General features: G+C 70.8%; 20 protein-coding genes. 5 read left to right on the top strand and 15 right to left on the bottom strand.

The window, feature by feature from the left end:
- Positions 1-10 precede the first annotated feature (10 nt).
- A complete protein-coding gene (locus tag ACZ6WN_RS18190) occupies positions 11-2,536 on the top strand; it encodes a helix-turn-helix transcriptional regulator (RefSeq protein WP_465866497.1) in 2,526 nt (841 codons plus the stop codon).
- 76 nt (positions 2,537-2,612) lie between these two features.
- On the opposite strand, the gene ACZ6WN_RS18185 is transcribed toward ACZ6WN_RS18190, so the two are convergent.
- From ACZ6WN_RS18185 to ACZ6WN_RS18160, 6 genes are all read right to left on the bottom strand, one after another.
- Positions 2,613-3,308 carry an HdeD family acid-resistance protein gene (locus ACZ6WN_RS18185; protein ID WP_465866495.1) on the bottom strand — a complete coding sequence of 232 codons (696 nt, stop codon included), beginning with the start codon at positions 3,306-3,308 and terminating at the stop codon, positions 2,613-2,615.
- A 1-nt stretch (position 3,309) separates the two neighbouring features.
- The gene (locus tag ACZ6WN_RS18180; RefSeq protein ID WP_465866493.1) at positions 3,310-3,735 is read right to left on the bottom strand and encodes a DUF7144 family membrane protein; all 426 of its coding nucleotides are present in this window, start codon (positions 3,733-3,735) and stop codon (positions 3,310-3,312) included.
- A gap of 64 nt (positions 3,736-3,799) precedes the next feature.
- Positions 3,800-4,345, bottom strand: coding sequence for a DUF1269 domain-containing protein (locus ACZ6WN_RS18175; protein ID WP_465866491.1), 546 nt, complete (start codon positions 4,343-4,345; stop codon positions 3,800-3,802).
- Positions 4,346-4,369: 24 nt separating this feature from the next.
- Positions 4,370-4,714 (bottom strand): SHOCT domain-containing protein, encoded by a 345-nt coding sequence (locus tag ACZ6WN_RS18170; RefSeq protein ID WP_465866489.1) that lies wholly within the window; start codon positions 4,712-4,714, stop codon positions 4,370-4,372.
- 14 nt (positions 4,715-4,728) lie between these two features.
- On the bottom strand, positions 4,729-5,148 hold the full coding sequence (locus tag ACZ6WN_RS18165; RefSeq protein ID WP_465866488.1) for a DUF6325 family protein: 420 nt from the start codon (positions 5,146-5,148) through the stop codon (positions 4,729-4,731).
- 104 nt (positions 5,149-5,252) lie between these two features.
- The gene (locus ACZ6WN_RS18160; RefSeq protein WP_465866487.1) at positions 5,253-7,061 is read right to left on the bottom strand and encodes a SulP family inorganic anion transporter; all 1,809 of its coding nucleotides are present in this window, start codon (positions 7,059-7,061) and stop codon (positions 5,253-5,255) included.
- A 166-nt stretch (positions 7,062-7,227) separates the two neighbouring features.
- On the opposite strand from ACZ6WN_RS18160, the gene ACZ6WN_RS18155 reads away from it, so the two are divergent.
- Entirely contained in the window at positions 7,228-8,949 is a 1,722-nt protein-coding gene (locus ACZ6WN_RS18155) for a SulP family inorganic anion transporter (protein WP_465866485.1), read from the top strand.
- On the opposite strand, the gene cls is transcribed toward ACZ6WN_RS18155, so the two are convergent.
- From cls to ACZ6WN_RS18140, 3 genes are read right to left on the bottom strand one after another with little or no spacing between them, the layout of a single operon-like run.
- On the bottom strand, positions 8,921-10,399 hold the full coding sequence (gene cls, locus ACZ6WN_RS18150; protein ID WP_465866483.1) for a cardiolipin synthase: 1,479 nt from the start codon (positions 10,397-10,399) through the stop codon (positions 8,921-8,923). The two genes, ACZ6WN_RS18155 and cls, sit on opposite strands and share 29 nt — an antisense overlap.
- Positions 10,399-11,067 (bottom strand): GAP family protein, encoded by a 669-nt coding sequence (locus tag ACZ6WN_RS18145; RefSeq protein ID WP_465866482.1) that lies wholly within the window; start codon positions 11,065-11,067, stop codon positions 10,399-10,401. The genes cls and ACZ6WN_RS18145 overlap by 1 nt, the downstream gene beginning before the upstream one ends.
- 35 nt (positions 11,068-11,102) lie before the next feature.
- A complete protein-coding gene (locus tag ACZ6WN_RS18140; RefSeq protein WP_465866480.1) occupies positions 11,103-11,942 on the bottom strand; it encodes a YhjD/YihY/BrkB family envelope integrity protein in 840 nt (279 codons plus the stop codon).
- Between the two features lie 150 nt (positions 11,943-12,092).
- Between ACZ6WN_RS18140 and ACZ6WN_RS18135 the strand changes: the two genes are divergently transcribed.
- Positions 12,093-12,293: a hypothetical protein gene (locus ACZ6WN_RS18135; RefSeq protein WP_465866478.1), complete on the top strand. Its 201-nt coding sequence runs from the start codon at positions 12,093-12,095 to the stop codon at positions 12,291-12,293.
- Here ACZ6WN_RS18135 and ACZ6WN_RS18130 read toward each other — a convergent pair.
- Positions 12,240-13,364 carry an AI-2E family transporter gene (locus ACZ6WN_RS18130; protein WP_465866476.1) on the bottom strand — a complete coding sequence of 375 codons (1,125 nt, stop codon included), beginning with the start codon at positions 13,362-13,364 and terminating at the stop codon, positions 12,240-12,242. The genes ACZ6WN_RS18135 and ACZ6WN_RS18130 overlap by 54 nt on opposite strands.
- A gap of 232 nt (positions 13,365-13,596) precedes the next feature.
- Between ACZ6WN_RS18130 and ACZ6WN_RS18125 the strand changes: the two genes are divergently transcribed.
- Complete coding sequence (locus ACZ6WN_RS18125; RefSeq protein WP_465866475.1) at positions 13,597-16,179, top strand: winged helix-turn-helix domain-containing protein; 2,583 nt, start codon at positions 13,597-13,599, stop codon at positions 16,177-16,179.
- Between the two features lie 7 nt (positions 16,180-16,186).
- On the opposite strand, the gene ACZ6WN_RS18120 is transcribed toward ACZ6WN_RS18125, so the two are convergent.
- From ACZ6WN_RS18120 to ACZ6WN_RS18110, 3 genes are read right to left on the bottom strand one after another with little or no spacing between them, the layout of a single operon-like run.
- Positions 16,187-16,645: a DUF6069 family protein gene (locus ACZ6WN_RS18120; RefSeq protein WP_465866473.1), complete on the bottom strand. Its 459-nt coding sequence runs from the start codon at positions 16,643-16,645 to the stop codon at positions 16,187-16,189.
- Between the two features lie 2 nt (positions 16,646-16,647).
- Positions 16,648-17,172: a DUF1269 domain-containing protein gene (locus ACZ6WN_RS18115; RefSeq protein WP_465866472.1), complete on the bottom strand. Its 525-nt coding sequence runs from the start codon at positions 17,170-17,172 to the stop codon at positions 16,648-16,650.
- Between the two features lie 4 nt (positions 17,173-17,176).
- Positions 17,177-17,662 carry a DUF1269 domain-containing protein gene (locus ACZ6WN_RS18110; RefSeq protein ID WP_465866470.1) on the bottom strand — a complete coding sequence of 162 codons (486 nt, stop codon included), beginning with the start codon at positions 17,660-17,662 and terminating at the stop codon, positions 17,177-17,179.
- A 137-nt stretch (positions 17,663-17,799) separates the two neighbouring features.
- Between ACZ6WN_RS18110 and ACZ6WN_RS18105 the strand changes: the two genes are divergently transcribed.
- Entirely contained in the window at positions 17,800-18,000 is a 201-nt protein-coding gene (locus ACZ6WN_RS18105; RefSeq protein WP_465866469.1) for a hypothetical protein, read from the top strand.
- 26 nt (positions 18,001-18,026) lie between these two features.
- Here the strand turns inward: ACZ6WN_RS18105 and ACZ6WN_RS18100 are convergent, their stop codons facing one another.
- Together ACZ6WN_RS18100 and ACZ6WN_RS18095 are read right to left on the bottom strand one after the other, a co-directional pair.
- A complete protein-coding gene (locus ACZ6WN_RS18100) occupies positions 18,027-18,926 on the bottom strand; it encodes an HAD family hydrolase (protein ID WP_465866468.1) in 900 nt (299 codons plus the stop codon).
- Complete coding sequence (locus ACZ6WN_RS18095; RefSeq protein ID WP_465866467.1) at positions 18,923-19,879, bottom strand: formylglycine-generating enzyme family protein; 957 nt, start codon at positions 19,877-19,879, stop codon at positions 18,923-18,925. The genes ACZ6WN_RS18100 and ACZ6WN_RS18095 overlap by 4 nt, the downstream gene beginning before the upstream one ends.
- Between the last annotated feature and the right edge of the window lie 8 nt (positions 19,880-19,887).

Here is a 19,887-nt window from a genome sequence, read left to right as displayed (position 1 = left end):
GAGGGTCTACGTGCCACGCCGATCGCTGTGGGCCGACCTCGACCGCTCCGCCGATGCCGCGATCACCCTGCTGATCGCCCCCGCCGGCGCCGGCAAGACCCTGGGGGTCGCCGGGTGGCTGCGGCAGCAGACCGGCGACGAGCCTCCCCGCGCCCAGCGCTGGATCGACGCCGACGGCACCATGACGCCAGACCAGCTCGCCGAGATGCTTGACGAGGCAGCCGAGGGCACTCCCCCGCGCATCGTCATCGACGACGCCCACCTGCTTCGCGCGGCCACGCACCGGATGCTCAACGAACGCCTCAACGACGACCCCGACTCCATGCGCCTGGTGATGATCAGCCGTTGGGACCTGCCCTTCACCCGGCTGGTGCCGGAGCTGCTCGGCAACTTCGCGATCGTACGAGGCAACGTGCTGCAGCTGACCGACGCCGAGGCCGAGGCACTCATCGTCGAGCACGCCCGCACCGACTCCAGACAGGTCGTCGACGGCATCGTCCGGCAGGCTAGGGGCTGGTGTGCCGCGGTGGTCCTCGCTGCCCGGTCGGTCCATGCCAGCCCTCCGGGGCGAGCCGGCGAGACCGCGTTCGAGGACGGCACCGTCGGCCTCGGCGACCGGGTGGCGAGCGAGGTGTTCGCCTCGCTGTCCGCGCGGGCAAGACACCTGCTGCTGTGCACGTCGGCCGAGAACGTCGTGACCGCCAGGACCGCCGCCCATCTCTCCCAGGACCCGAGTGCCGGGGAGACGCTGGCCGACCTGGAGAGCACCGGGCTGCTGGTGACCCGCGCGGTGCCGCTCGTCCCCGAGACCGAGGAGGCCTACCGGATCCATCCGCTGCTCGCGGAGGTCGTACGCCGCCGGCTGGTCGCCGGAGGGGTCGACGTCGTCCGGGCACGATCGACCGTCGTGCGTGCTGTTCGGATCGACCGGACGCGCGGCGAGGCGCGGAGCGCGCTGCGGCGGCTCGAGGCGGTCGGGGCCCACGAGGAGATGGCGACCGTGCTCGCCGAGGACGGCGTCAGGACGGCGATGCGCGGCGACGGGGAGCGCCTGAGCCCCTTCGCCCGCAACCTCGTCGAGCACGTCGAGACGACCCCCAGGACCTGGTTCGCCCTCGCCATCGAGCACTGGCTCGACGGCAACGTGCCCGAGGCCGAGCACTGGCTCGACAGCTGTCTGGCGGTGCCGGCCGGGCTCTCGGCGGAGGAGCTCGCGTGCGTCGGGCTGATGCGGGCCCGGCTGGGCCTGGAGCCGCTGCGCGCCGCGACCGACAGGGCCGTGGAGGTGGCCCGGGGACGACACGGCGCCGGCGGCGAGGCCGCCATCCTCCCGCAGCTGCTCACCGAGCTCGGCATCACCCAGAGCTGGCTCGGCGAGCTGCCGGAGGCGGAGCAGAGCCTCACCGCCGCGATCGGGCTGGCCCGCACCTGGAACATGCCGGCGGTCGCGGCCGACGCCTCCAGCCATCTGGCGATGACCGAATACATGCTCGGTCGCGAGGCGGCCTGCGGAGAGATCGCCGAGGAGGCCGCCACCCTGCTCGAACGGGTCGCCCCCGACCACGCGCACAGCCCTCGCAGCGAGTTCACCCGGACCCGGACGGCTCTGGCCGCAGCCCTGGCGCGCACGGCGCGGCTCCCGTGGCTCGAGCTGACGCCCATCCCGGATGCGACGGTCCATCCCACCGACCTGTGCACCCGGTTCTGGATGAGGCTCCGGGAGGCCCACACCACCATGTCCAGCCACTCGGTCGTCCGGGCGCGCCAGCTCCTCGACGAGCCGTTGGGCCTCCCGGGAGCCTTCCGGCTGCCCGACCACCTGCAGGTCGTCCTCCTCGTCAACGTGGCGGCGCTGGCGGCGCTCGCGACCGACCGGCGCTCGTTGAAGTCGGCCGAGGCCGAGCTCACCGAGCGCGGGATGATCGGGGAGGCGGCGCTGGCCAAGGCGCTCCGCGCCGACCTGGACGGAAACCGCAGGCTCGCCGCAGACCACTTCGACACCGCGGCGCAGCAGACGACGTGGTCCCAGCCGATGACCCGCGGGATCGCGCTCGTCGGCCGCGCGGAGCTGCTCAGCGAGCTGGGCGACGCGGACGGGGCGGCCGAGCATCTCCAGCAGGTCGCGATCGAGACCGAGGTGCGCCAGAACGCGATCCCGTTCCTCGGCTGGACACGACAGGGCACGCCCGTGCAGACCATGCTGGGACGGTTCCCCACGCTCAGGCCGCAGGACTGGGTCAGCCGGATCTCGTCCGGCATCGCGGAGGTTCCCAGCCTGACGACCTACTTCGACCAGGGCACGCCCCGGCCGAGCGAGACGGTCGACGAGTCGGCCGGGCCGCTCCCCGGCCTGAGCGCCCGGGAGCGGGACGTGCTGCGCGAGCTCGCCCGCGGATCGACGTACGCCGACATCAGCGCCGCGCTCTTCGTCTCCGAGAACACGGTGAAGACCCACGTCAGCAGCCTGTACGCCAAGCTCGGGGCCTCGCGGCGCAGTCAGGCGCTGGCGGTGGCGCGGAGCCTGAACCTCATCTGACCGCATCGGGCTCGGCCGCCCTGGGACTCGGCGGCCGAGCCCGATGTCGGTTCGGGTCCCGGATCCTCGCGGAAGGTCAGCCCCGCGCCTCGGCTCGGAGGCGGAAGGACATCACGATCGCGATGATGCCGACGGCGATCAGCCAGATGCAGGAGACCACGAGGAGCGCCCCCAGCGACACCGCCGGGTTGATGAGGAGGACCGCACCGGCCAGGACCGTGATCACCCCGGCGATGATGTCCCACGTACGTCGCCCCGGGGCCGGCCGGAGGATGGCGCCGATGATGTCGACGATGCCTCCGATGACCCACCACACTCCGAGCAGGATCGTGACGATGAGCAGCGTCTGCACCGGGTCACGCAGGAAGAGCAGGCCGACGACGATCGCCAGCGCACCCGAGAAGCCCACGACGGCTCGCAGACCGCCGTCCATGGATCTGCCCGCCACCGCGGCGATGAGGCGGATCAGACCGGACGCGATGATCTGGATCGCCACGATCACCGCGAGGACGACGAGCGTCTGCTTCGGCCAGACGGCCAGGACGACTCCGAGCGCCGTGGTGAGCAGGCCGTAGGCCAGGACCAGGCCCCAGTAGTCACCGAGGCCCTCGAACACGGACCCGGAGCCCACCTTCGGCGCGTCCGGCTGGGCCCCCGCGCTCTGTGCGTACGGGCCCGGTGCGTCGGGTCCGGAGGCGTCGGGCGCGGAGGCATCAGGCCGAGGGATGTCAGGACGGGGAAAGTCCGAGCCCGGGATGTCGGAGCTCGTCATCTCAGAACTCGGCCCGGCTCGACATCAGCTGCGCGAGCGACCAGATGACGAAGATGTAGAGCGCCAGCATCGCGAGCGCCCAGAACGGGTAGTAGGGCATGAAGGCGAACGCGGAGATCGAGCCGATGACCGCGATCACGATGCCGGAGATGCGGGCCCACGTCTGCCCGAGGAGCAGGCCGATGCCGACGGCTATCGCGATCGCCCCCAGCACGATGTGGATCCAGCCCCAGGTGGTGAGGTCGAACTGGTAGACGTAGTCGATGCCCTTGACGTAGACCTTGTCCTCGGCCACGCCGGCGATGCCGGAGAGGATCTGGAAGATGCCGACCGTCGTGAGGATGGTGCCTGCGAAGATGGCGCCGGAGAAGGCGAAGGCGGTCTTGACGGGTGCGTCGTGGCCGCCTCGTGGTGTGGTGGTGCTCATGATGGGGTACTCCCTGTGGTCGTGAGCGGTTTCTCGTCGACCGCTTCGTTGGATGAGCCAGAAGCTAGGCCGCCGCGGCCCCGGCTGACTCACCCGCAACGGGCGAATCTCCTGCGCCGAAGGCGCGTCGCAGCGCAGCTTCCTGGCCGTCGCTCAGGTCGGTGAAGATCGGATCGGACGGCAGCCGGCCGCCCAGCGCATCCCTGACCGTGTCGACGACCCCGTCCGTGGTCAGCACGAACAGGGCCGAGGTGCCTGGGGTGACGCGATCGCGCACCCTGTTGATGAAGCCGTCGTCGATGCCGACGGCGCTCAGCGCGTCCGAGTGCAGCCCGGTCGCGGTGCCCAGCGCCGCACCGAGCAGTGGCACGAAGAAGATGAAGCCGAGCAGGAGCCCCCAGAAGGACCCACCCAGCTCCGTCCCCTCCGCGTCCGCGGAGGGGTGCAGCTGACTCGTTCGCAGCTTCATGGTGCCGGGCGGCCAGGAGAGCGCCGCAGCGTCCTGGAGGTCGATGAGACCCTCGAGAGCCAGCCCCTCCAGCGCGTGCAGGGTCTCCTCGGCGCCTTCGGGAGTGTCGAACCTCCACACGGTCAGAGTTCCGGTCGTCATGTCCTCCCCCGCCCCCGGCATCCCTCAGCCGAGCAGTTTCTGTTTGGCGGCTGCGAACTCCGCGTCGTCGAGGATCCCCTGGCTGTGCAGCTCCCCCAGCCTGGCCAGCTGCCCGATCAGGTCGCTCTCGGCCGGTGCGGCGGGAGCGGCCGGCGGCGGTGCCGCCGGGGGCGGGGCGGCCGGCGGCGGAGCGGCCGGGGGCGGGGCGTACTGCTGTTGCTCGTAGGCCTGTGCCTCCGCCCGTTGCTGGGCCCTGGCCGCCTGCCGGCGGTTGACAGCGTTCGATGTGGCCGTTGCCGTTCCGGCGATGACGGCCGTCCGTGCGGCGGCACCGATGAGTCCGGGCCGTCCGACGCGTCTGGCGAGCATGGTGTGTCTCCTCTCTAGCGAGCGACGGACGCGAAGGCGACGTCGACGTCCTCGGGCGGTACGCGCAGGAACAGCTCGACCTCGGCGCCGACGCTCCGGATCTGACTGACCGCCTCCCGCGCCCAGACCTGCTCGTAGACGACCGCGAGACCGGCCCGGCCGGGCTCGAGGGCGGTGGCGAACAGCTCGATGTCGGTGTCGCTGAGCAGGTCGTTGGCGTCGATCTGGAGCCCCGACAGCTCTGGAGGCAGACCCTCCGCGTCCTCCAGGTCGAGGGCCCGGAAGCTGCCGCCGGAGTCTTTGGCCATCAGCACGCAGTCGATGATCCGGATCACTCCGGCCTCGACCGATGGCTGCAGCACTGCCGCGAGGTCGCCGAGCCCGACGTCCTCCGGCATCGAAAGAAACAGAATCTCGACCGGGCCGCGGTCCATCGCGCCTCCCACATATCGCACGCCTGCCGGGCGGCAGGACACCTCCGACGCTAGGACGCGATCTGCGCTCGCTGATCACCCACATCGGGTGACCTTGGGACCGGTCACCGCGGCGGTTCGGGCGGTTCGAGCGGCGACTCCCGCGAGGAGACCACCGCGGCGTGCGTGGACTCGCCCAGGATCTCGGTGGCCGGCTCGATGTGGACTCCGCTGAGCCGTCGAAGGGTGCCGTCCGCCGACCAGCGCTCGACCAGATCCGGGTCGACGCCCGAGAGGTACAGCCGTCCGCCGGCAGCCTCCAGATCCCGGGCGTAGTCCCCCACGACCTTCAGGAACGTGGCCCCCAGCGTCGTCCGCCCCCGCAGCCGCAGCACCACCGCGGTGACGGCCTCCGGCGACTCGCCCGGCTCCGGCTCGGCCTCGTCGGGAGGCAGCGGCAGCCGACGCTGCAGCGTCCGCGCCCCGGCATAGAACAGCGAGCCGTACGCCTCGAGCACGACCAGGTCACCGCGCGTCAGCACCGGTGGCACCGGCCTCTCGACCAGGCGCCCCTCGCGGTCCCGCTCGATGCGTACGAGCCTGAGATCGAGGGAGTCCTGCCGCAGCTGCAGCAGGAGCGAGGCGACCACCCCGATGCCGACCGCCTGGGCGACGGGCAGCAGCAGGACGGCGACGAAGGTCGCCGTCATCGCGACGGCCGGGATGACCCCGGTCCGCGCGACGCTCACCACCTCACGCGGATGGATGGATGCCGCACCGGCGTAGATGAGCACGGCGGCGAGGGTCGGCATCGCGACCTTGCCGACGATCCCCGAGAGCAGCACGAGGATCACCGCCATCCAGATGCCCGTCCAGATCGCTCCCCACCGGGAGGCCGCTCCGGCCGTCGCGTTGAGGGCCGTCTGCCCCACGGACCCACCGACCGGCTGGCCGCCGAAGAGTCCGGAGGCGACGTTGGCGAGACCTTGGGCGGTGAAGTCCCGGCGCATCGAGGACCTGCTGCCGTCGAGGTTCGGGACGGCCTCCGCGACCCCGGCCCCCTGGATGAGCACGAGCGCGGCGATGGCGAAGGCTCCGGTGACCATGTCCAGGTCGATCAGGCTCAGGTCGGGAAGGTGCGGGAGGGGAAGCCCCTGCGGGATCTTGCCGGAGTCCTCCACGCTGACGACGTCGGCCCCGGTGACCAGGACGGTGAGCGTCGGCACGACGAGCGCGACGAGTGGCGAGGCCACCGCCAGCCGGGTCGGAGCCAGCACCAGCAGCAGGAGCAGCGCTCCCAGCCCGGTCGCGACGGTGGGCAGGCTGCTCTCACCGAGCCGCGTGAGGAGGTCCCATGCCTTGGCTGCCGCGAAGGGCCCCTCGGCGTCGACGCCGGCGATGTCGGGGAGCTGGCCGAGCACCATGTTGACCGAGACCCCGGTGAGGAAGCCGAGCATCACCGAGTAGGACACGAACCTGATGTAGCGGCTCAGCCTGAACAGCGCGGCCAGGAGCATCACCCCGCCGGCGAGGATCGTCAGCAGCAGCATCGCCGCCGACCGGTCATCGGCATCGTGAGCGGCCAGCACCGAGCCGGCGGCCAGCGCCGAGGCGCTGGTGGTCGTGACCACCATCATCCGGGTCGAGGAGCTCAGGCCGCCGGCGATGGGGCCGGCGAAGGAGGCGTAGAGCCCGTGGGTCGGGTTGACCCCGGCGAGCACGCTGGACGCCATCCCGTCCGGCACGCTGGCGATGGCCCCGGGCAGCCCGGCGACGAGGTCGCGGCGCCAGTGGCGCTTGCGCGGGGTGATCTCCTGGACCTCCCGGCGCAGCACCCGCTCCGCACGGGCCTGGGTGCGACGCAGCGATCCCGCATAGAGCCTGCGCAGCGGCGTACGGCCGTCCGGGTCGGGATCCATGTCGCCCTTGGCCACCGGCGCTCCAATGCAGGGAGGAGGAAGGCGTACGGGGCTCGGGCCGACGCCGTCAACGGATCCTGCGGGAAGCCGGCCCGCATCTGCCTCCCCCGGGACGGGTGACCCGAGGCTCACCCCTTCCGGGCGACCCTGGAACGGCGCCGGCGTAGCAGCCTGATCGATCGTGGCCAGACTTCTCGCTCCGTCGTTCGCCGGCTACTCGCCGTCGTGGATCAGATCCGACGTCCTCGCCGGGCTCACCGTATGGGCCGTGCTCGTGCCGGAGTCGTTGGCGTACGCGACGATCGCCGGGGTCCCACCGGTCGTGGGTCTCTACGCGGCCATGCCCGCCCTGGTGCTCTACTGCCTGTTCGGCTCCTCGCGCCATCTGATCGTCGCGCCGATGTCGGCCACCGCAGCGCTCTCGGCCGGTGTCGTGGCATCGTTCGCCTCCGGTGGGGCCGACGTCGTCGCGCTCACCGTCGGGCTGGCTATCGCGACGGGGATCGTCGCTCTGATCGCCGGCCTGCTGCGCCTGGGGTTCCTGGCCGCGTTCATCAGCGAGCCGGTCCTGCGAGGCTTCATCATCGGGCTCGCCCTGACGATCATCATCGGGCAGCTGCCCTCGCTGGTGGGCGTCGAGAAGGGCTCGGGCAACTTCTTCGAGAAGGCCTGGGACCTGCTGCGCCACCTCGGTGACGTCGATGCCCTGACCATCGCCATCGGGGTGGGCAGCCTCGCCGTGCTGCTCGTTCTGCGGCGGCTGGTTCCGCTCCTGCCCGCCTCCTTGATCGTGGCGCTGGTCTGCATCGGGCTCACCGCGCTGCTCGACCTCGAAGGGCACGGGCTCGCCATCGTCGGCCACATCGACGCCGGCCTGCCCACCATCGGGCTCCCGGACGTGTCGGGATCCGAGTTCCGCGACCTCCTCGCGGCCGCCGTCGGCGTGATGCTCGTCGGGTTCGCCGAGGGCCTGGGCGCGGCGAAGACGTACGCCGCCAAGAGCGGCTACGACATCGACCCGAACCGCGAGCTGCTCGGCCTGGGCGTCTCCAACCTGGGCGCCGGCCTGGCCAGCGGCATGGTGGTCAACGGCTCGCTGTCCAAGACCGCCGTCAACGGCTCGGCCGGGGCGAAGTCGCAGCTCTCGGCGGTCACCGCCGCCGTGCTGACGCTGCTCACCCTGCTGTTCATGACCAGTCTCTTCGCCGACCTTCCCGAGGCCACGCTCGCGGCGATCGTGATCGCCGCGGTGGTCGAGCTCGTCGACATCTCCGCGCTGCGCCGGCTGTGGCGGGTCCGGAGCGGACAGGTCACCAAGATCTACCAGATCAGCGCGCGCGCCGACTTCGTCGGCGCCGTCGTGGCGCTGCTCGGCGTGCTCCTCTTCGACACCCTTCCCGGTCTCGTGATCGGCATCGTCGCCTCGGTCATCCTGCTCATCGCGCGGACCTCGCGGCCGCACATCGCCCCGCTGGCTCCCGTCGACGGGACCGAAGGTGACGGCGCGTCGCCGCACCCGGGGCTGTGGGTGGACCAGAGCCGCAACCCGGCGTACGCGGGGATCCCGGGTGTCCTGGTGGTCCGGGTCGAGGCGCCCCTGCTGTTCGTGAACGCCGACTACGTACGCGACCGGGTCCGGGAGCTCGCCACGGACGTGCCGGACCTCCGGCTGGTCGTGCTCGACGGCCGGGCGACGCCCTCGATCGACGTCACCGCCACCGCCATGCTGACCCAGCTGCGTGCCGATCTGCACCGCCTGGGCGCCGACCTGGCGCTCGCCGGGGGCGTGGGTCAGGTGCGCGACGTCCTGTCCGAGGCCGCCGAGGAGGGTGAGCCGACGGTCTACCCGACCGTCGAGGCCGCCCTCGCGGCGGCTACTGGAGAGCCGACGTCAGGCGCATGACGTTGTCGACGTACGCCGCTCCGCGCCCGCGCCGCGCCCACTCCTCGGCACTGAGCTCGCTCGACCTCTCCCGATAGTCCTCGAGCACCGTCTGCAGGTCGGCGACCACCTGCTCGCTCTCGAGCAGCACGATGACCTCGTAGTTGAGCGCGAAGGAGCGGTAGTCCATGTTCGAGGAGCCGACGACGGCGACCCTGTCGTCGACCGTGAAGAACTTGGTGTGGAGGACGAAGGGCGCCGGATAGAGCCGGATCCGGACACCGGCGTCGAGGAGGTCGGCGTAGTAGGAGCGCTGCGCGTGGAAGACCATGAACTGGTCGGCGCCCTCGTTCACGAACAGCTCGACCTCGACGCCCCGCTGGGCTGCGGTCGTGACGGCGTAGAGGAGCGACTCGTCCGGCACGAAGTAGGGACTGACCAGGCAGATCCGCGACTGCGCGCCGTAGATCAAAGTGTTGAACAGACGCAGGTTGTTCTCGGTCACGAAACCGGGACCGCTCGGCACGACCTGGCACGCCACGTTCTCGGCGGCGCGCTCCGTCGGCTCCGCGTCCCGCGGCGCGCGTGGGGAGAGCAGGTCCCGGATGCTCTCGGAGGTCTCGGCGTACCAGTCCGTGGCGAAGACGATCGCCAGGTCGCGCACCGCGGGCCCCTCGACCCGGATCATCAGGTCGACCCACTTCCGACCGGCGCGATGGTTCTTCGGCTTGTCGTATCCGGGCTCGATGAGGTTCTGGGACCCCGCGAACGCCACGGTCCCGTCGACGACGAGGATCTTGCGATGGTTGCGCAGGTCGGGGCGGCGGAGCTCGCCGGAGAGCGGCCGGATCGGCAGCATCGGGGCCCACTTGATGCCCGACTCCTCGAGCCGCGACAGCATGTCCTGGTAGCCCGGGATGCCGCGTGAGCCGAGGTGGTCGAAGAGGAAGCGCACCTCCACCCCACGCCCGACCGCCTCGACCAGCGCGTCGAAGAAGTCGCCGGTGTCCTCGTCCCAGGCGGAGATGTAGAACTCGACGTGCACGAACCACCGGGCGCGGCGTACGGCCTCGGTCATCGCCACGAACGTCCGTGCGTAGTCGGGATGGACCTCGACCCGGTTGTCCCGGGTCAGCGGCAGGGATCCCAGGTGCTCGTTGAGCCGTACGGCGCCCGCCGAGGGACCAGAAGGCGCCGCCAGGGCCGCCGGGTCGGACCCCAGCTCGGCGCTGATCCGCTCGTTGACCTGCCGCTGCCACTCACGGCGCTTGCGCCCGACGCTGGTGCTCCCGAAGAGCAGGAAGGCGAGCAGGCCGAACGCCGGTACCGCCAGGATGAGGAACAGCCAGGCCAGGCCCGTCGACGGCTTCCGGCGGCCGGGGATCACCCCCAGCGCCACCACACACACGACGACGTGAGCGACCACGAACGCGGCGCTGATCAGGCCGGCGATCCAGGTTGACTCTTGCATCAGAACGACCCCATTCCATCGCCGACCATCTTGAACCCGAGCACTCCGAGGAGAACCGTCATGATGACCGCGTTGTTCGCGATCATCCAGGTCTTCATGCCCTCCAGCAGCTGGGCGGCGCGCTCACCGGTCGCCAGGTAGATGCCGTAGGGCACCAGCACGCCCAGGCTCGCGACGACGGTGAAGACGACCATCGCCCCGATCCGCTCACCGTTCACCGAGGTCGCCGTCGCGATCGTGCTGCCCGCCGAGACGACGAGCAGCAGGTTCTTGGGGTTCACCGACCCCAGGAGTACGCCGGTGCCGAAGGCCTTGACCGCGTTGAACTCGTCCAGCGCCGCCATCCACTTCGGCGTCGGCGCCGACTCCCCCTCCCCCGGCCGGGCCTGCCAGCTGCGTACGGCGAGCAGGAGGAGAAGGGAGCCGAGGACGATCTTGAGCAGGGCCGCCCAGGTCGGGGTGTCCGCGTCGCCGGACCCGGCCGCGCCGACGAGCAGCGCGACGAGGGTGCCGAGCACGAAGATGCCGGCCATCCACCCGGCGACGAAGGCCGCCCCGTTCGAGCCGGCGCGGCGGCTGACCAGCATGAGGACGAGCGCGACGATCGGCATCGGGCTGACGAGCACGCCCAGTGCGATCGGGAGGGACTCGCCGATTGCTTCCCACATGGCCCGACCTCAGCGCAGCCGGTCGCCCGCCGTCTTCACCTGCTCCGGGTGAGAAGTGAACGCACCAGTCGCGCGGCCTGGACGGCGACCGGATCCTCGACGAGCAGCCGGCCGAGCAGCGCCCCGCCGACGACGATGCCACCGAAGCCGATCAGCCAGGTCGAGAGGGAGAGGATCACGCCCAGCATGCCGAACTGCTCGGCGTTCGACTCGACGTAGGCAGGCATCAACCAGGCCGAGCCGCGGCTGTAGAGGACCTGCACGACGCCGGTCAGCACCGCTCCCGGGAGCAGCAGCCAACCTCGGGCGCGTCCGAACAGCAGCAGCCAGCTGCTCCCCCACCAGATGGCGCTCGCGCCCAGCATCTGGAGCACCGGCCGGAGCGGGTTGCCCGGGTCGGTGAGCAGCTCGACGATCGCATTGGCCACCATCAGACAGCCCAGCCACGCCACGACCCAGAACAGGCAGCGCCGGGCTCCCCGGACGCCTCCGACGTGCTCCTGCTCCCAGACCCGCTCGAGCATCCGCTGCACGGCGCGGCCGAAGGACGTGGCCGACACGATCGTGATCACCAGGCCCAGCGCCCCGGTCTCGGACCGCACCTGGTCCAGGTCGACCTCGCCCGTCACCTGGCGTACGACCTCGTCGCCGACTCCGGTGACCTGCGCGACCTGGTTCAGCGCGTTCCCGGTGAGATGGGGCAGGAAGGCGGCCAGCACGACCAGCATGGGCACCATGGCCAGGAGCGCCTGGGCAGCGATCAGCATGCACCGGTCGATGAACTCGATGCGGATGATCTCCGTCGCGAGGCGCCCCACCTGAGGGACGTGCCCGACCCAGGCCTCCACCCGGTCCCGCAGGTCAGCCACGTTCACGGGAACAGTGTTCCCCGGGGCTCGGTTCCCCACCCTCGCCCGTTTCCGGTGACCGCGCCGGGCGGCGGGGCGCTTATGTTGGTCAGACCAACGTCCAGGTCACCCGCTGGAGCCAACCATGAACGGACACATGATCGACGTGATGCGCTCATGACCCGGATCCTCATCCGGGTGGGCTCGTCGGTGTCGGACGACGTCCTCGAGACGTTCCCGCACCTGACCCGGGCCACGCAGCGCGCGACGACCACCCTTGTCGGGGATCTCTCGGACGCCAAGGAGCTGCAGGGCGTGCTGGACCTACTCAGCTCCCTGGGGGTCGACGTCATCGAGATCGTCACCATCCCCGAGTAGATCCGGCGGCGCGCTGCCCGCGATGAGCGGCATCAGCCAGCTCCTCGCCGGGTCGGACTCCACGGCGAGGGCGCGCACGAACAGGGTGAACGGGACCGCCATGACGGCACCGATCGGGCCCATGATCCAGGACCAGAAGATCAGTGACAGGAAGGTCAGCGTCACCGAGAGGCCCACCGCCTCTCCGACGATCTTCGGCTGGATCACCGACTGGATCACGACGTTCAGGAGGCAGTAGACGGCGATGACCGCGAGCATCAGCGAGAGGTCGCCGTCCAGCAGCGCCAGGATCGCCGGTGGCACCAGACCGATCACGAAGCCGATGTTCGGGATGTAGTTGGTCAGGAACGCGAGCAGCCCCCACAGCAACGGCGCGGGCACGCCCAGCAGGTAGAGGGCGAGCGTGTCGAGCGCTGCGACGATCAGGCCGAAGACCGTCGAGACGAGCAGATAGTGGCGGGTGCCGACCGCGAACGAGGACAGGGCGGCCACGAGATCCGGGCGCTTGCGGCCGATCGAGGCCAGCTGGCGCGGCAGGGCCGTCGCGTCGATGGCCATGAACATGCACATCGCCAGGATGAAGACCACCGTGGACAGCACCCCGAACATCCCGCCCAGGGCACCGGACACCAGGGACAGCAGGTTCGAGAGGTCGAACGACTCGACGATCTTGAGCACCTCGTCGGTGCCGATACCGACCTTGGTGAGCCAGTCGGTCAGGTCCTCGACGCGGGCCTTGGCGACATCGCCGTAGGTGCCCAGCAGCGTGCCGAAGCGAGCCACCGCGAGCAGCACGCACATGCCGAGACCGACGACCCCGACGACGACCGCGATGATGGAGAGGGCGGTGGCGAGGCCGGACGGGACCCGCTGCTCGAGCCAGGTCCGCGCGGGGTGGACGACGATGGTCAGGACCATCGCGAGAAACACCGGTCCGAGGATGTTGTTGGCCGCTTGGAGCCCCGCCACGAGGACCACCACCGCCGCGGCCCCCAGCAGGATCGCCAGGACCCTGAATTCCGGCGGCCAACTCGCGGCCGACTCGCTCCGGCCCTGCGTCCTGGGACTCACGGCACCCATGGTCCAGCCCGACCTGTCCGGCTGTATCGCCCGTTAAGGGTGAGCGCGACCACGTGGCCAGGCCTATCCCCAGCCCGGTATCCGGGCCCTTTGCCTCCTTACTTTAGCGACGAACCACTGCTTGGATGATTGCGGATGACGTCATCTCGGAGATGGGAGAAACAACGGTTTGCGAACGTTAGACACTGGTTCCCGCGCCTACGTTGCGCCGACAAGGCTGCGTGTGCCGCGGATACAGCCGACGTTCGTCAGCCGGGACCGGTTGACCGAGGACGCGCTCGCGCAGTGCCGGCTCACCCTCGTCTGCGCCCCCGCCGGCTACGGCAAGAGCATGCTCGTGGCCGACTGGGCCACCCGCGCCGCGGCCCGCGGGGAACCGGTCGCCTGGCTGTCGCTGCACGAGCAGGACGACCGGCCGCACGAGTTCTGGTCCGCCCTGATCGAGGCCCTCGTCCTGGCCGGATCGCCCGAGAGGAGCGAGCAGCTCGAGGAGCTGAGTCCGCCCTCGCAGGGCACCGAGCCGAGGTTCGTCACCAAGGTCGTCGAGGCTCTCCAGCTGGCCGGTGTGCGGTGGATCGTGCTGGACGACGTCCACCTGCTCCACGACGACGAGGTGCTGCGCGGGCTCGACATCCTGCTCGCCGAGCTGCCACCCGAGGTGGGCCTGGTGATGGCGTGCCGGTCCGAGCCGTCGCTCGCGCTGCACCGGCTGCGACTCGACGGGTCGCTCTCGGACGTACGCGGCAAGGACCTCGCCTTCACCGACGTCGAGGCACTGGAGCTGTTCGCGGCGAGCGACCTGCCGATGACGGCCGATGCGATCTCCCATCTCGTCGGCCTGACCGAGGGCTGGGCCGCCGCCCTGCGCATGGCGGCGGTCGCGGCCAGGGTCGGTGGCGACGACCCCGCCGAGGTCGTCTCGACCTTCGACGGCGATCTCCGCGCGGTGATCGAGTACGTCCTGACCGAGGTCGTCCACCGGCTCGACCCGGAGCTCGTCGAGTTCCTCTACGCGACCTGCGCACCCCACCATCTGTCGATCGACCTGGCTGCCCACCTCTCCGGCAGAGCCGACGCCGGCGCCCTGCTCGACCGGCTGTGCCGGGCGAACGCGCTCGTGAGCCAGTCGGGCGACTCGGCGTGGTACCGCTACCACGCCCTGCTGCGCAGCTGCCTGCTCGGCGCTCTCGCCCGTCGCGACGTCGAGGCCCCGGCACGCCAGCACCGGGCCACCGCGGTCTGGCTCGACGCGCACGGCGATGCCGGGACCGCGCTGCGACATGCGGCTCGCAGCGGAGATCAGGACCTGCTCGACGCCCTGCTTCGCGCGAACGGCCTCCCCATGGTCCTGGCCGGCCGCGGCGACCTCGTCCGCGAGGCCATCGCGTCCCGCGACGGGATCGTCACCGACCAGCGGGTCGCGATCATCTCGGCCCTGGCGGCCCTGGATGTCAACGACCATCCTGCGGCCGACGACGCGCTCGGCGCGCTGCCGGCCGACGAACCACCGTCGGACCCGACGGCCGCCGCGATGCTCGCCGCGGCCGTCGTCCAGCGGGCCCTCGCCGGGGGCGACGTCGTCGCGGCCCTGCAGGACAGCGCGATCCTCGATGTCGACCTGACGGGCGACATCGACGTCGACCTGGCCGTCCTCACCCAGCGCGGACCCGCCCGGATGCGCACCGGCGACTATCTCGGAGCCATCGACGACCTCGAGCGCTCGCTCGTCCTGGCCAGAAGCCGTCGCTACGACCTGGTGGTGCTCGAGACCATGTCCCAGCTGTCCGGGATGACCGGCGCCAGGTGTGACTTCAACGCCGCCCTCGACTGGTCCGGCCAGGCCATCGCGTTCGCCACGCAGCACGGCTGGCGAGACTCCCCGCGCCTGGCCTACTCCTACCTCGTGGCCGCCTGGACCGCCTTCCAGACCGGAGACTGCCAAGGACAGCTGCGCTACGCCGAGCTCGGCATGGGCGCGCTGGACGGAGTGACCAACACCGAGGTCGAGCTCGGCGTACGGGGCATGCACGCCCTGGCGACCTTCGAGGCCACGACAGGGAAGGAGCGGGTCGAAGCCGCCGAGACGTTCCGGCGGATCTGGCGGACCGACGCCGCCGAGCATCTCTCGCCGGCCGGGCTCAGCGCCGCCACGTCCCAGGGGGTCAGGCTGGCCCTCGCCATCGGCAACGAGGACTGGGCCGCGGAGACGGCGGCCCAGGTCCGCGCTCACCTGCCGGGCAGCGCCGAGTGCGCGATCCCGGACGCACAGATCCTCGCCGCCGCCGGGCGGACCCGCGAGGCGCTGGCCGGGCTCGAGCCCGTGCTCGACGGGACCCTCCCGGCACACGCACCGACGGCCGTCGTCCGCGCGCAGGTGCTGACCGCGGCCCTGGAGGCCTCCCTCGGCAATGATGTCCGCGCGTTCGACGCACTTCGCAAGGCGCTCGAGTGGGCGGTGCCCAACAACTTCCGCCGGCCGTTCATTGACCTGGGGCCGCACCTGGCGCCGCTGCTCTCGAGGAACCGCTCACGGTTCGGGCCCGCCGAGGACTTCGTCACGGCCCTGCTCGCCGGGCATCCACGGCAGGACGAGCGCAAGATCGGGTCCATCGGCACGCTGCTGAGCGCACGCGAGATCGACGTGCTCCACGACCTCCCCTCGCGCCTGACGATCCCTGAGATCGCGGCGGCGGAAGGGGTCAGTGAGAACACCGTGAAGACGCACGTACGCTCGATCTACCAGAAGCTCGGGGTGAACACACGCTCGGAAGCGGTGCATGAGGCACGCGAGCGCGGACTGATCTGACCGCGCCTCACCGGACCTCGGGGACGACCGCGCTCCGCGCGACGGTCGATACCAGCGAGCCGATGGCGATCCCGATCACCAGGTTGATCAGCATCGTGACGAGCTTGGTGTCCAGACCCGCGTCGGACGTGAAGGGCCACAGCGCCGCGATGACGGTGGCCAGGCCGATGATCCACCCGAAGAACGTGCGGGGCTGCGGGGTGGTCAGCAGGAGCACATGGGCGACGGCCGTGGCCAGCAAGCCGGCGACCGCTGCCCAGAAGGCGTACCACCAGGTCGAGGCGTTGCCCCAGACCCCGTCGCCTTCGGGGGCGAGGATGGGTACGTCGAAGATCCCGCGGGCGATCACGATGCCGGCGACCGCGAGCAGCGCGGCCACGACCGCGGCGGCGGCACCGCCCGCCCAGAGCCGGCCGGCGTTGACCGTGGGCTGCAGGCGTCGCGTGGGAGGTTGGTTCATCGCCATGATCAGTCTCCGTCGTCAGTCGGTTCCGTGGTCTCAGGGGTCTCGGTGCGGAGGATCTTCTTGAGCTCCTCGGCGACCTCGTCGTCCAGCTCGGCGTAGACGAGGGTGGGGTTTCCGTGCTTCATGGCCGCGGCGACCGCGTCCGGGTCCGCGTCGCTGCTCAGCACCACGAGGGCGGACTTTCCGGGCCCGAGGTGGCCGGCGATCTGGGTGAGCAGCTCGTCACCGATGCCGGCCTTCCGCAGGCGTTGAACCGCGGCCGCGGACGCCGCCCCCACAACGGCGCCCGCGACCGGGTTGAACACGAGGATCCCGAGAAGGCCACCGAGCAACGAGCCCTTGGCTGCGGCGCTCGTCGTACGGTGGCGAAGGTGACCGATCTGCGGCTCCTCCGCTCCCGGGAACCAGGTGAGCGTGATGGCATCGTGCACGGTGAGCGCACCACGCTCCTGCAGGTCCTGGAGCCAGACCTCGGCGTCGGTGGCGCCCATGATCCGGTCGTAGACCCACGCGGTCAGGCTCGCCATGACGTCACTCGGCGAAGACCTCGCGCAGTGCCGCCTCCTGCTCACTGCTGAGGTTGGTGAAGATCAGCTCGCCCTCGTGGCCCTTCATGGCCTCGTGCACCTTGTCGATGACCGCGTCGGAGGTCATCAGGAACAGCGCCGAGGTGCCGGGAGTGACCTGGTCGCGGACCTTGTTGATGAACGCGTCGTCGATGCCGACGTCGGTCAGCGACCCGGTCAGGACGCCGGTCGCGGCACCGACCGCCGCTCCCAGCAGCGGCACGAAGAAGATGAGTCCGAAGAGCATGCCCCAGAAGGTGCCGCTCATCGCCCCCATGGCCTTGGTGCTGGTCAGCTGGTGGGTCTTCGGCTTCTTCTTGCCGACCTCCCAGTGCACGGTGGCGGCGTCATCGAGGACGATGAGGCCCTGCTTGACGAGGTCCTCGAGGTTCTTCACAGCCTGGTCTGCGCCTTCGGTCGTGTCGTACTTCCATACCGTCAGGGTCGCCATGTCTGGTCCTTGCTGTCGTCGACTTCGTTCGTCGCCGACGATTCCGGCACGGCCGGCGTCCAGCATCACCCGAATTCGGTGAACCACCGTGCCGGTGCGGTTCGTAGCGTGCCGTACGTGAGCAGTCGAGGAAGACCATGACAAGGGTCCTGATCAGGGTGAACGGTGAGCTCTCCCGCGAGCTCCAGAAGGCGTTCCCGCAGCTGGCCGTCCAAGCGCATCATGAGGAGTCCACGCTCACCGGCGAGGTTCCCGACCAGGAGGCGCTGCAGGGCGTCCTGCACGCGCTGCGCGCCGATGACATCGACGTCATCGAGGTCGTCACCATCCCCGACTGACCCACCGGACCTCGACGTGCTTCGGCTCAGTCGAAGACCGTCGCCCAGTCGCGGGCCATGCTGATCACGGTCCAGCCCAGCCGGGCACCGACCGCGGTGATCGGCTCGGGCTCGGCGAAGGTCTGCGCGGTGCTGACGTAGGAGAACTCGCGCTCGGCGTCGTCGTGGTCGACGAGCAGCGCGAGCGTCGGGCCCTCGCCCGCCACGGCCCACTCCAGCATCTCCCGGTCGCCGCCGGAGTTGCCGACGGCGAGGATCGGGCGCCGGCCCAGCTGGGTCTGGATGTTCGACACCTTCGCCGCGCCCTCGTTGGCGGCGCCGACCAGGCGCCCCGACCGGCTCAGCCGCGGCGGGTCGGGGGCGTAGTCGTACTCGATGAGCGTGCCCACCACCGCCTCGGGCGGCACTCCGTAGAGCTCCTGGCTGATGGCGCGGACGAACTCGGTCCCTCCCCCGGTCACCACGCTCACCGCGAAGTCGCGGCGCCGCAGCTCGGCGATGAGCTCGAGCATCGGTACGTAGGTGCAGGTGCGGTGCGGCCGACCGAGGGTCGGGTGGTCGGCGCGGGCCATGAACTCGCGGGTCCGCGCGGTGAAGTCCTGGGGCGAGAGGCCCGTGAAGAGGCCGGTGAGAGCCATCGCGATCCGCTCCAGCCCGATGTCGCCGATCGCCTGCTGGTCGCCCGAGAGCAGCGCCGCGAACTCCGCCTGCTCCTTCACCGACGGGTCGGCCGCCACGCTGGTGCGCAGCGCGTCGAGGAAGAAGTCGAGCTGGACGTAGGACGGCCGCTCGCACCACAGGGTGCCGTCGTTGTCGAAGCACGCCACCCGGTCGGGGACCGGCACCTCCTCGGCGGCGTCGAGGAAGGCCACGACGGCGTCGCGGGTCGCTCCCGGATTCCAGGAGGGCAGCAGCTGCTCGGTCACGGTGTCTCCTTCTGATCGTGGGTCCCGGGGCGGCGTACGCATCGGAAGCCCATGTGGCTGGTTCCGGTGTCGACCATCTGCGGACGGCGTGCCGCGGGCCGGTAGCGCAGGCAGTAGGTGTCGGCGCACAGGTGCGAGCCGCCCTTGACGACCTTGCGGGCGATCCGGAACTGGGGCTGCGCAGGGTCGAAGCTCTGCTCGGCCTCACCACCGCGCGGGTCGACGGGCACGCAGCACGGCTTCGCCACCTCGTCGGGGTGCCGGTCGGTCCACCAGTCGCTGGTCCACTCCCACACGTTGCCGGCCATGTCGAAGAGCCCGAAGCCGTTGGCCGGGAAGCTGCCGACCGGCGAGGTCCGGGAGAAGCCGCTCTCGCGAGTGTGCCGCCACGGGAAGTCGGGTCCGTCCCAGGTGTTGGCCATGATCCGGCCCTCCGGGCGCGGCTCGTCGCCCCAGGTGAAGGCGGCTCCCTCGAGCCCGCCGCGCGCGGCGTACTCCCACTCGGCCTCGGTGGGCAGGGCGGCCCCGGCCCAGGTGGCGTACGCCTCGGCATCCTCCAGCGCGATGTGGACGACCGGGTGGTCGGGCCGGCGCTTGACCGAGCTGCCCGGCCCCTCCGGCGCCGACCAGCACGCCCCCGGTGTCCAGGTCCACCACTGGCTGACGTGCCGCAGGTCGACCGGCCCGGGGGTCGGGGTGAAGACGAGCGAGCCCGGCTGGAGGTTCTCCGGCGGCGCGTCGGGGAAGTCGGCCGGGTCGACGGGTCGCTCGGCGACGGTGACGTAGCGGGTCTTGCGCACGAATCTCGCGAACTGCTCGTTGGTGACCTGGTGCGCGTCGATGGAGAACGCCCCGACCCGCACGCGGTGGGTCGGGGCCTCCTCCGGATAGTGGTCGTCTGAGCCCATCGTGAAGGTGCCGCCGGGCAGGTCGACGAACGACCGTCTGGTCATCAGCTGGC

It is taken from the genome of Nocardioides sp. NPDC054178 (assembly GCF_055585005.1).
The sequence above is the reverse complement of the archived record's forward strand: the minus strand, read 5'-3'. Positions and strand labels throughout refer to the sequence as shown.

Bases quoted from the DNA above. Each gene is read 5' to 3' on its own strand.
- ACZ6WN_RS18185 (WP_465866495.1), bottom strand. From the start codon at position 3,308: ATGACGAGCTCCGACATCCCGGGCTCGGACTTTCCCCGTCCTGACATC.
- ACZ6WN_RS18145 (WP_465866482.1), bottom strand. From the start codon at position 11,067: ATGTGGGAAGCAATCGGCGAGTCCCTCCCGATCGCACTGGGCGTGCTC.
- cls (WP_465866483.1), bottom strand. From the start codon at position 10,399: ATGCAAGAGTCAACCTGGATCGCCGGCCTGATCAGCGCCGCGTTCGTG.
- ACZ6WN_RS18165 (WP_465866488.1), bottom strand. From the start codon at position 5,148: ATGGACCGCGGCCCGGTCGAGATTCTGTTTCTTTCGATGCCGGAGGAC.
- ACZ6WN_RS18135 (WP_465866478.1), top strand. From the start codon at position 12,093: ATGACCCGGATCCTCATCCGGGTGGGCTCGTCGGTGTCGGACGACGTC.
- ACZ6WN_RS18175 (WP_465866491.1), bottom strand. From the start codon at position 4,345: ATGACGACCGGAACTCTGACCGTGTGGAGGTTCGACACTCCCGAAGGC.
- ACZ6WN_RS18110 (WP_465866470.1), bottom strand. From the start codon at position 17,662: ATGGCGACCCTGACGGTATGGAAGTACGACACGACCGAAGGCGCAGAC.
- ACZ6WN_RS18105 (WP_465866469.1), top strand. From the start codon at position 17,800: ATGACAAGGGTCCTGATCAGGGTGAACGGTGAGCTCTCCCGCGAGCTC.
- ACZ6WN_RS18095 (WP_465866467.1), bottom strand. From the start codon at position 19,879: ATGACCAGACGGTCGTTCGTCGACCTGCCCGGCGGCACCTTCACGATG.
- ACZ6WN_RS18115 (WP_465866472.1), bottom strand. From the start codon at position 17,172: ATGGCGAGCCTGACCGCGTGGGTCTACGACCGGATCATGGGCGCCACC.
- ACZ6WN_RS18120 (WP_465866473.1), bottom strand. From the start codon at position 16,645: ATGGCGATGAACCAACCTCCCACGCGACGCCTGCAGCCCACGGTCAAC.
- ACZ6WN_RS18180 (WP_465866493.1), bottom strand. From the start codon at position 3,735: ATGAGCACCACCACACCACGAGGCGGCCACGACGCACCCGTCAAGACC.
- ACZ6WN_RS18170 (WP_465866489.1), bottom strand. From the start codon at position 4,714: ATGCTCGCCAGACGCGTCGGACGGCCCGGACTCATCGGTGCCGCCGCA.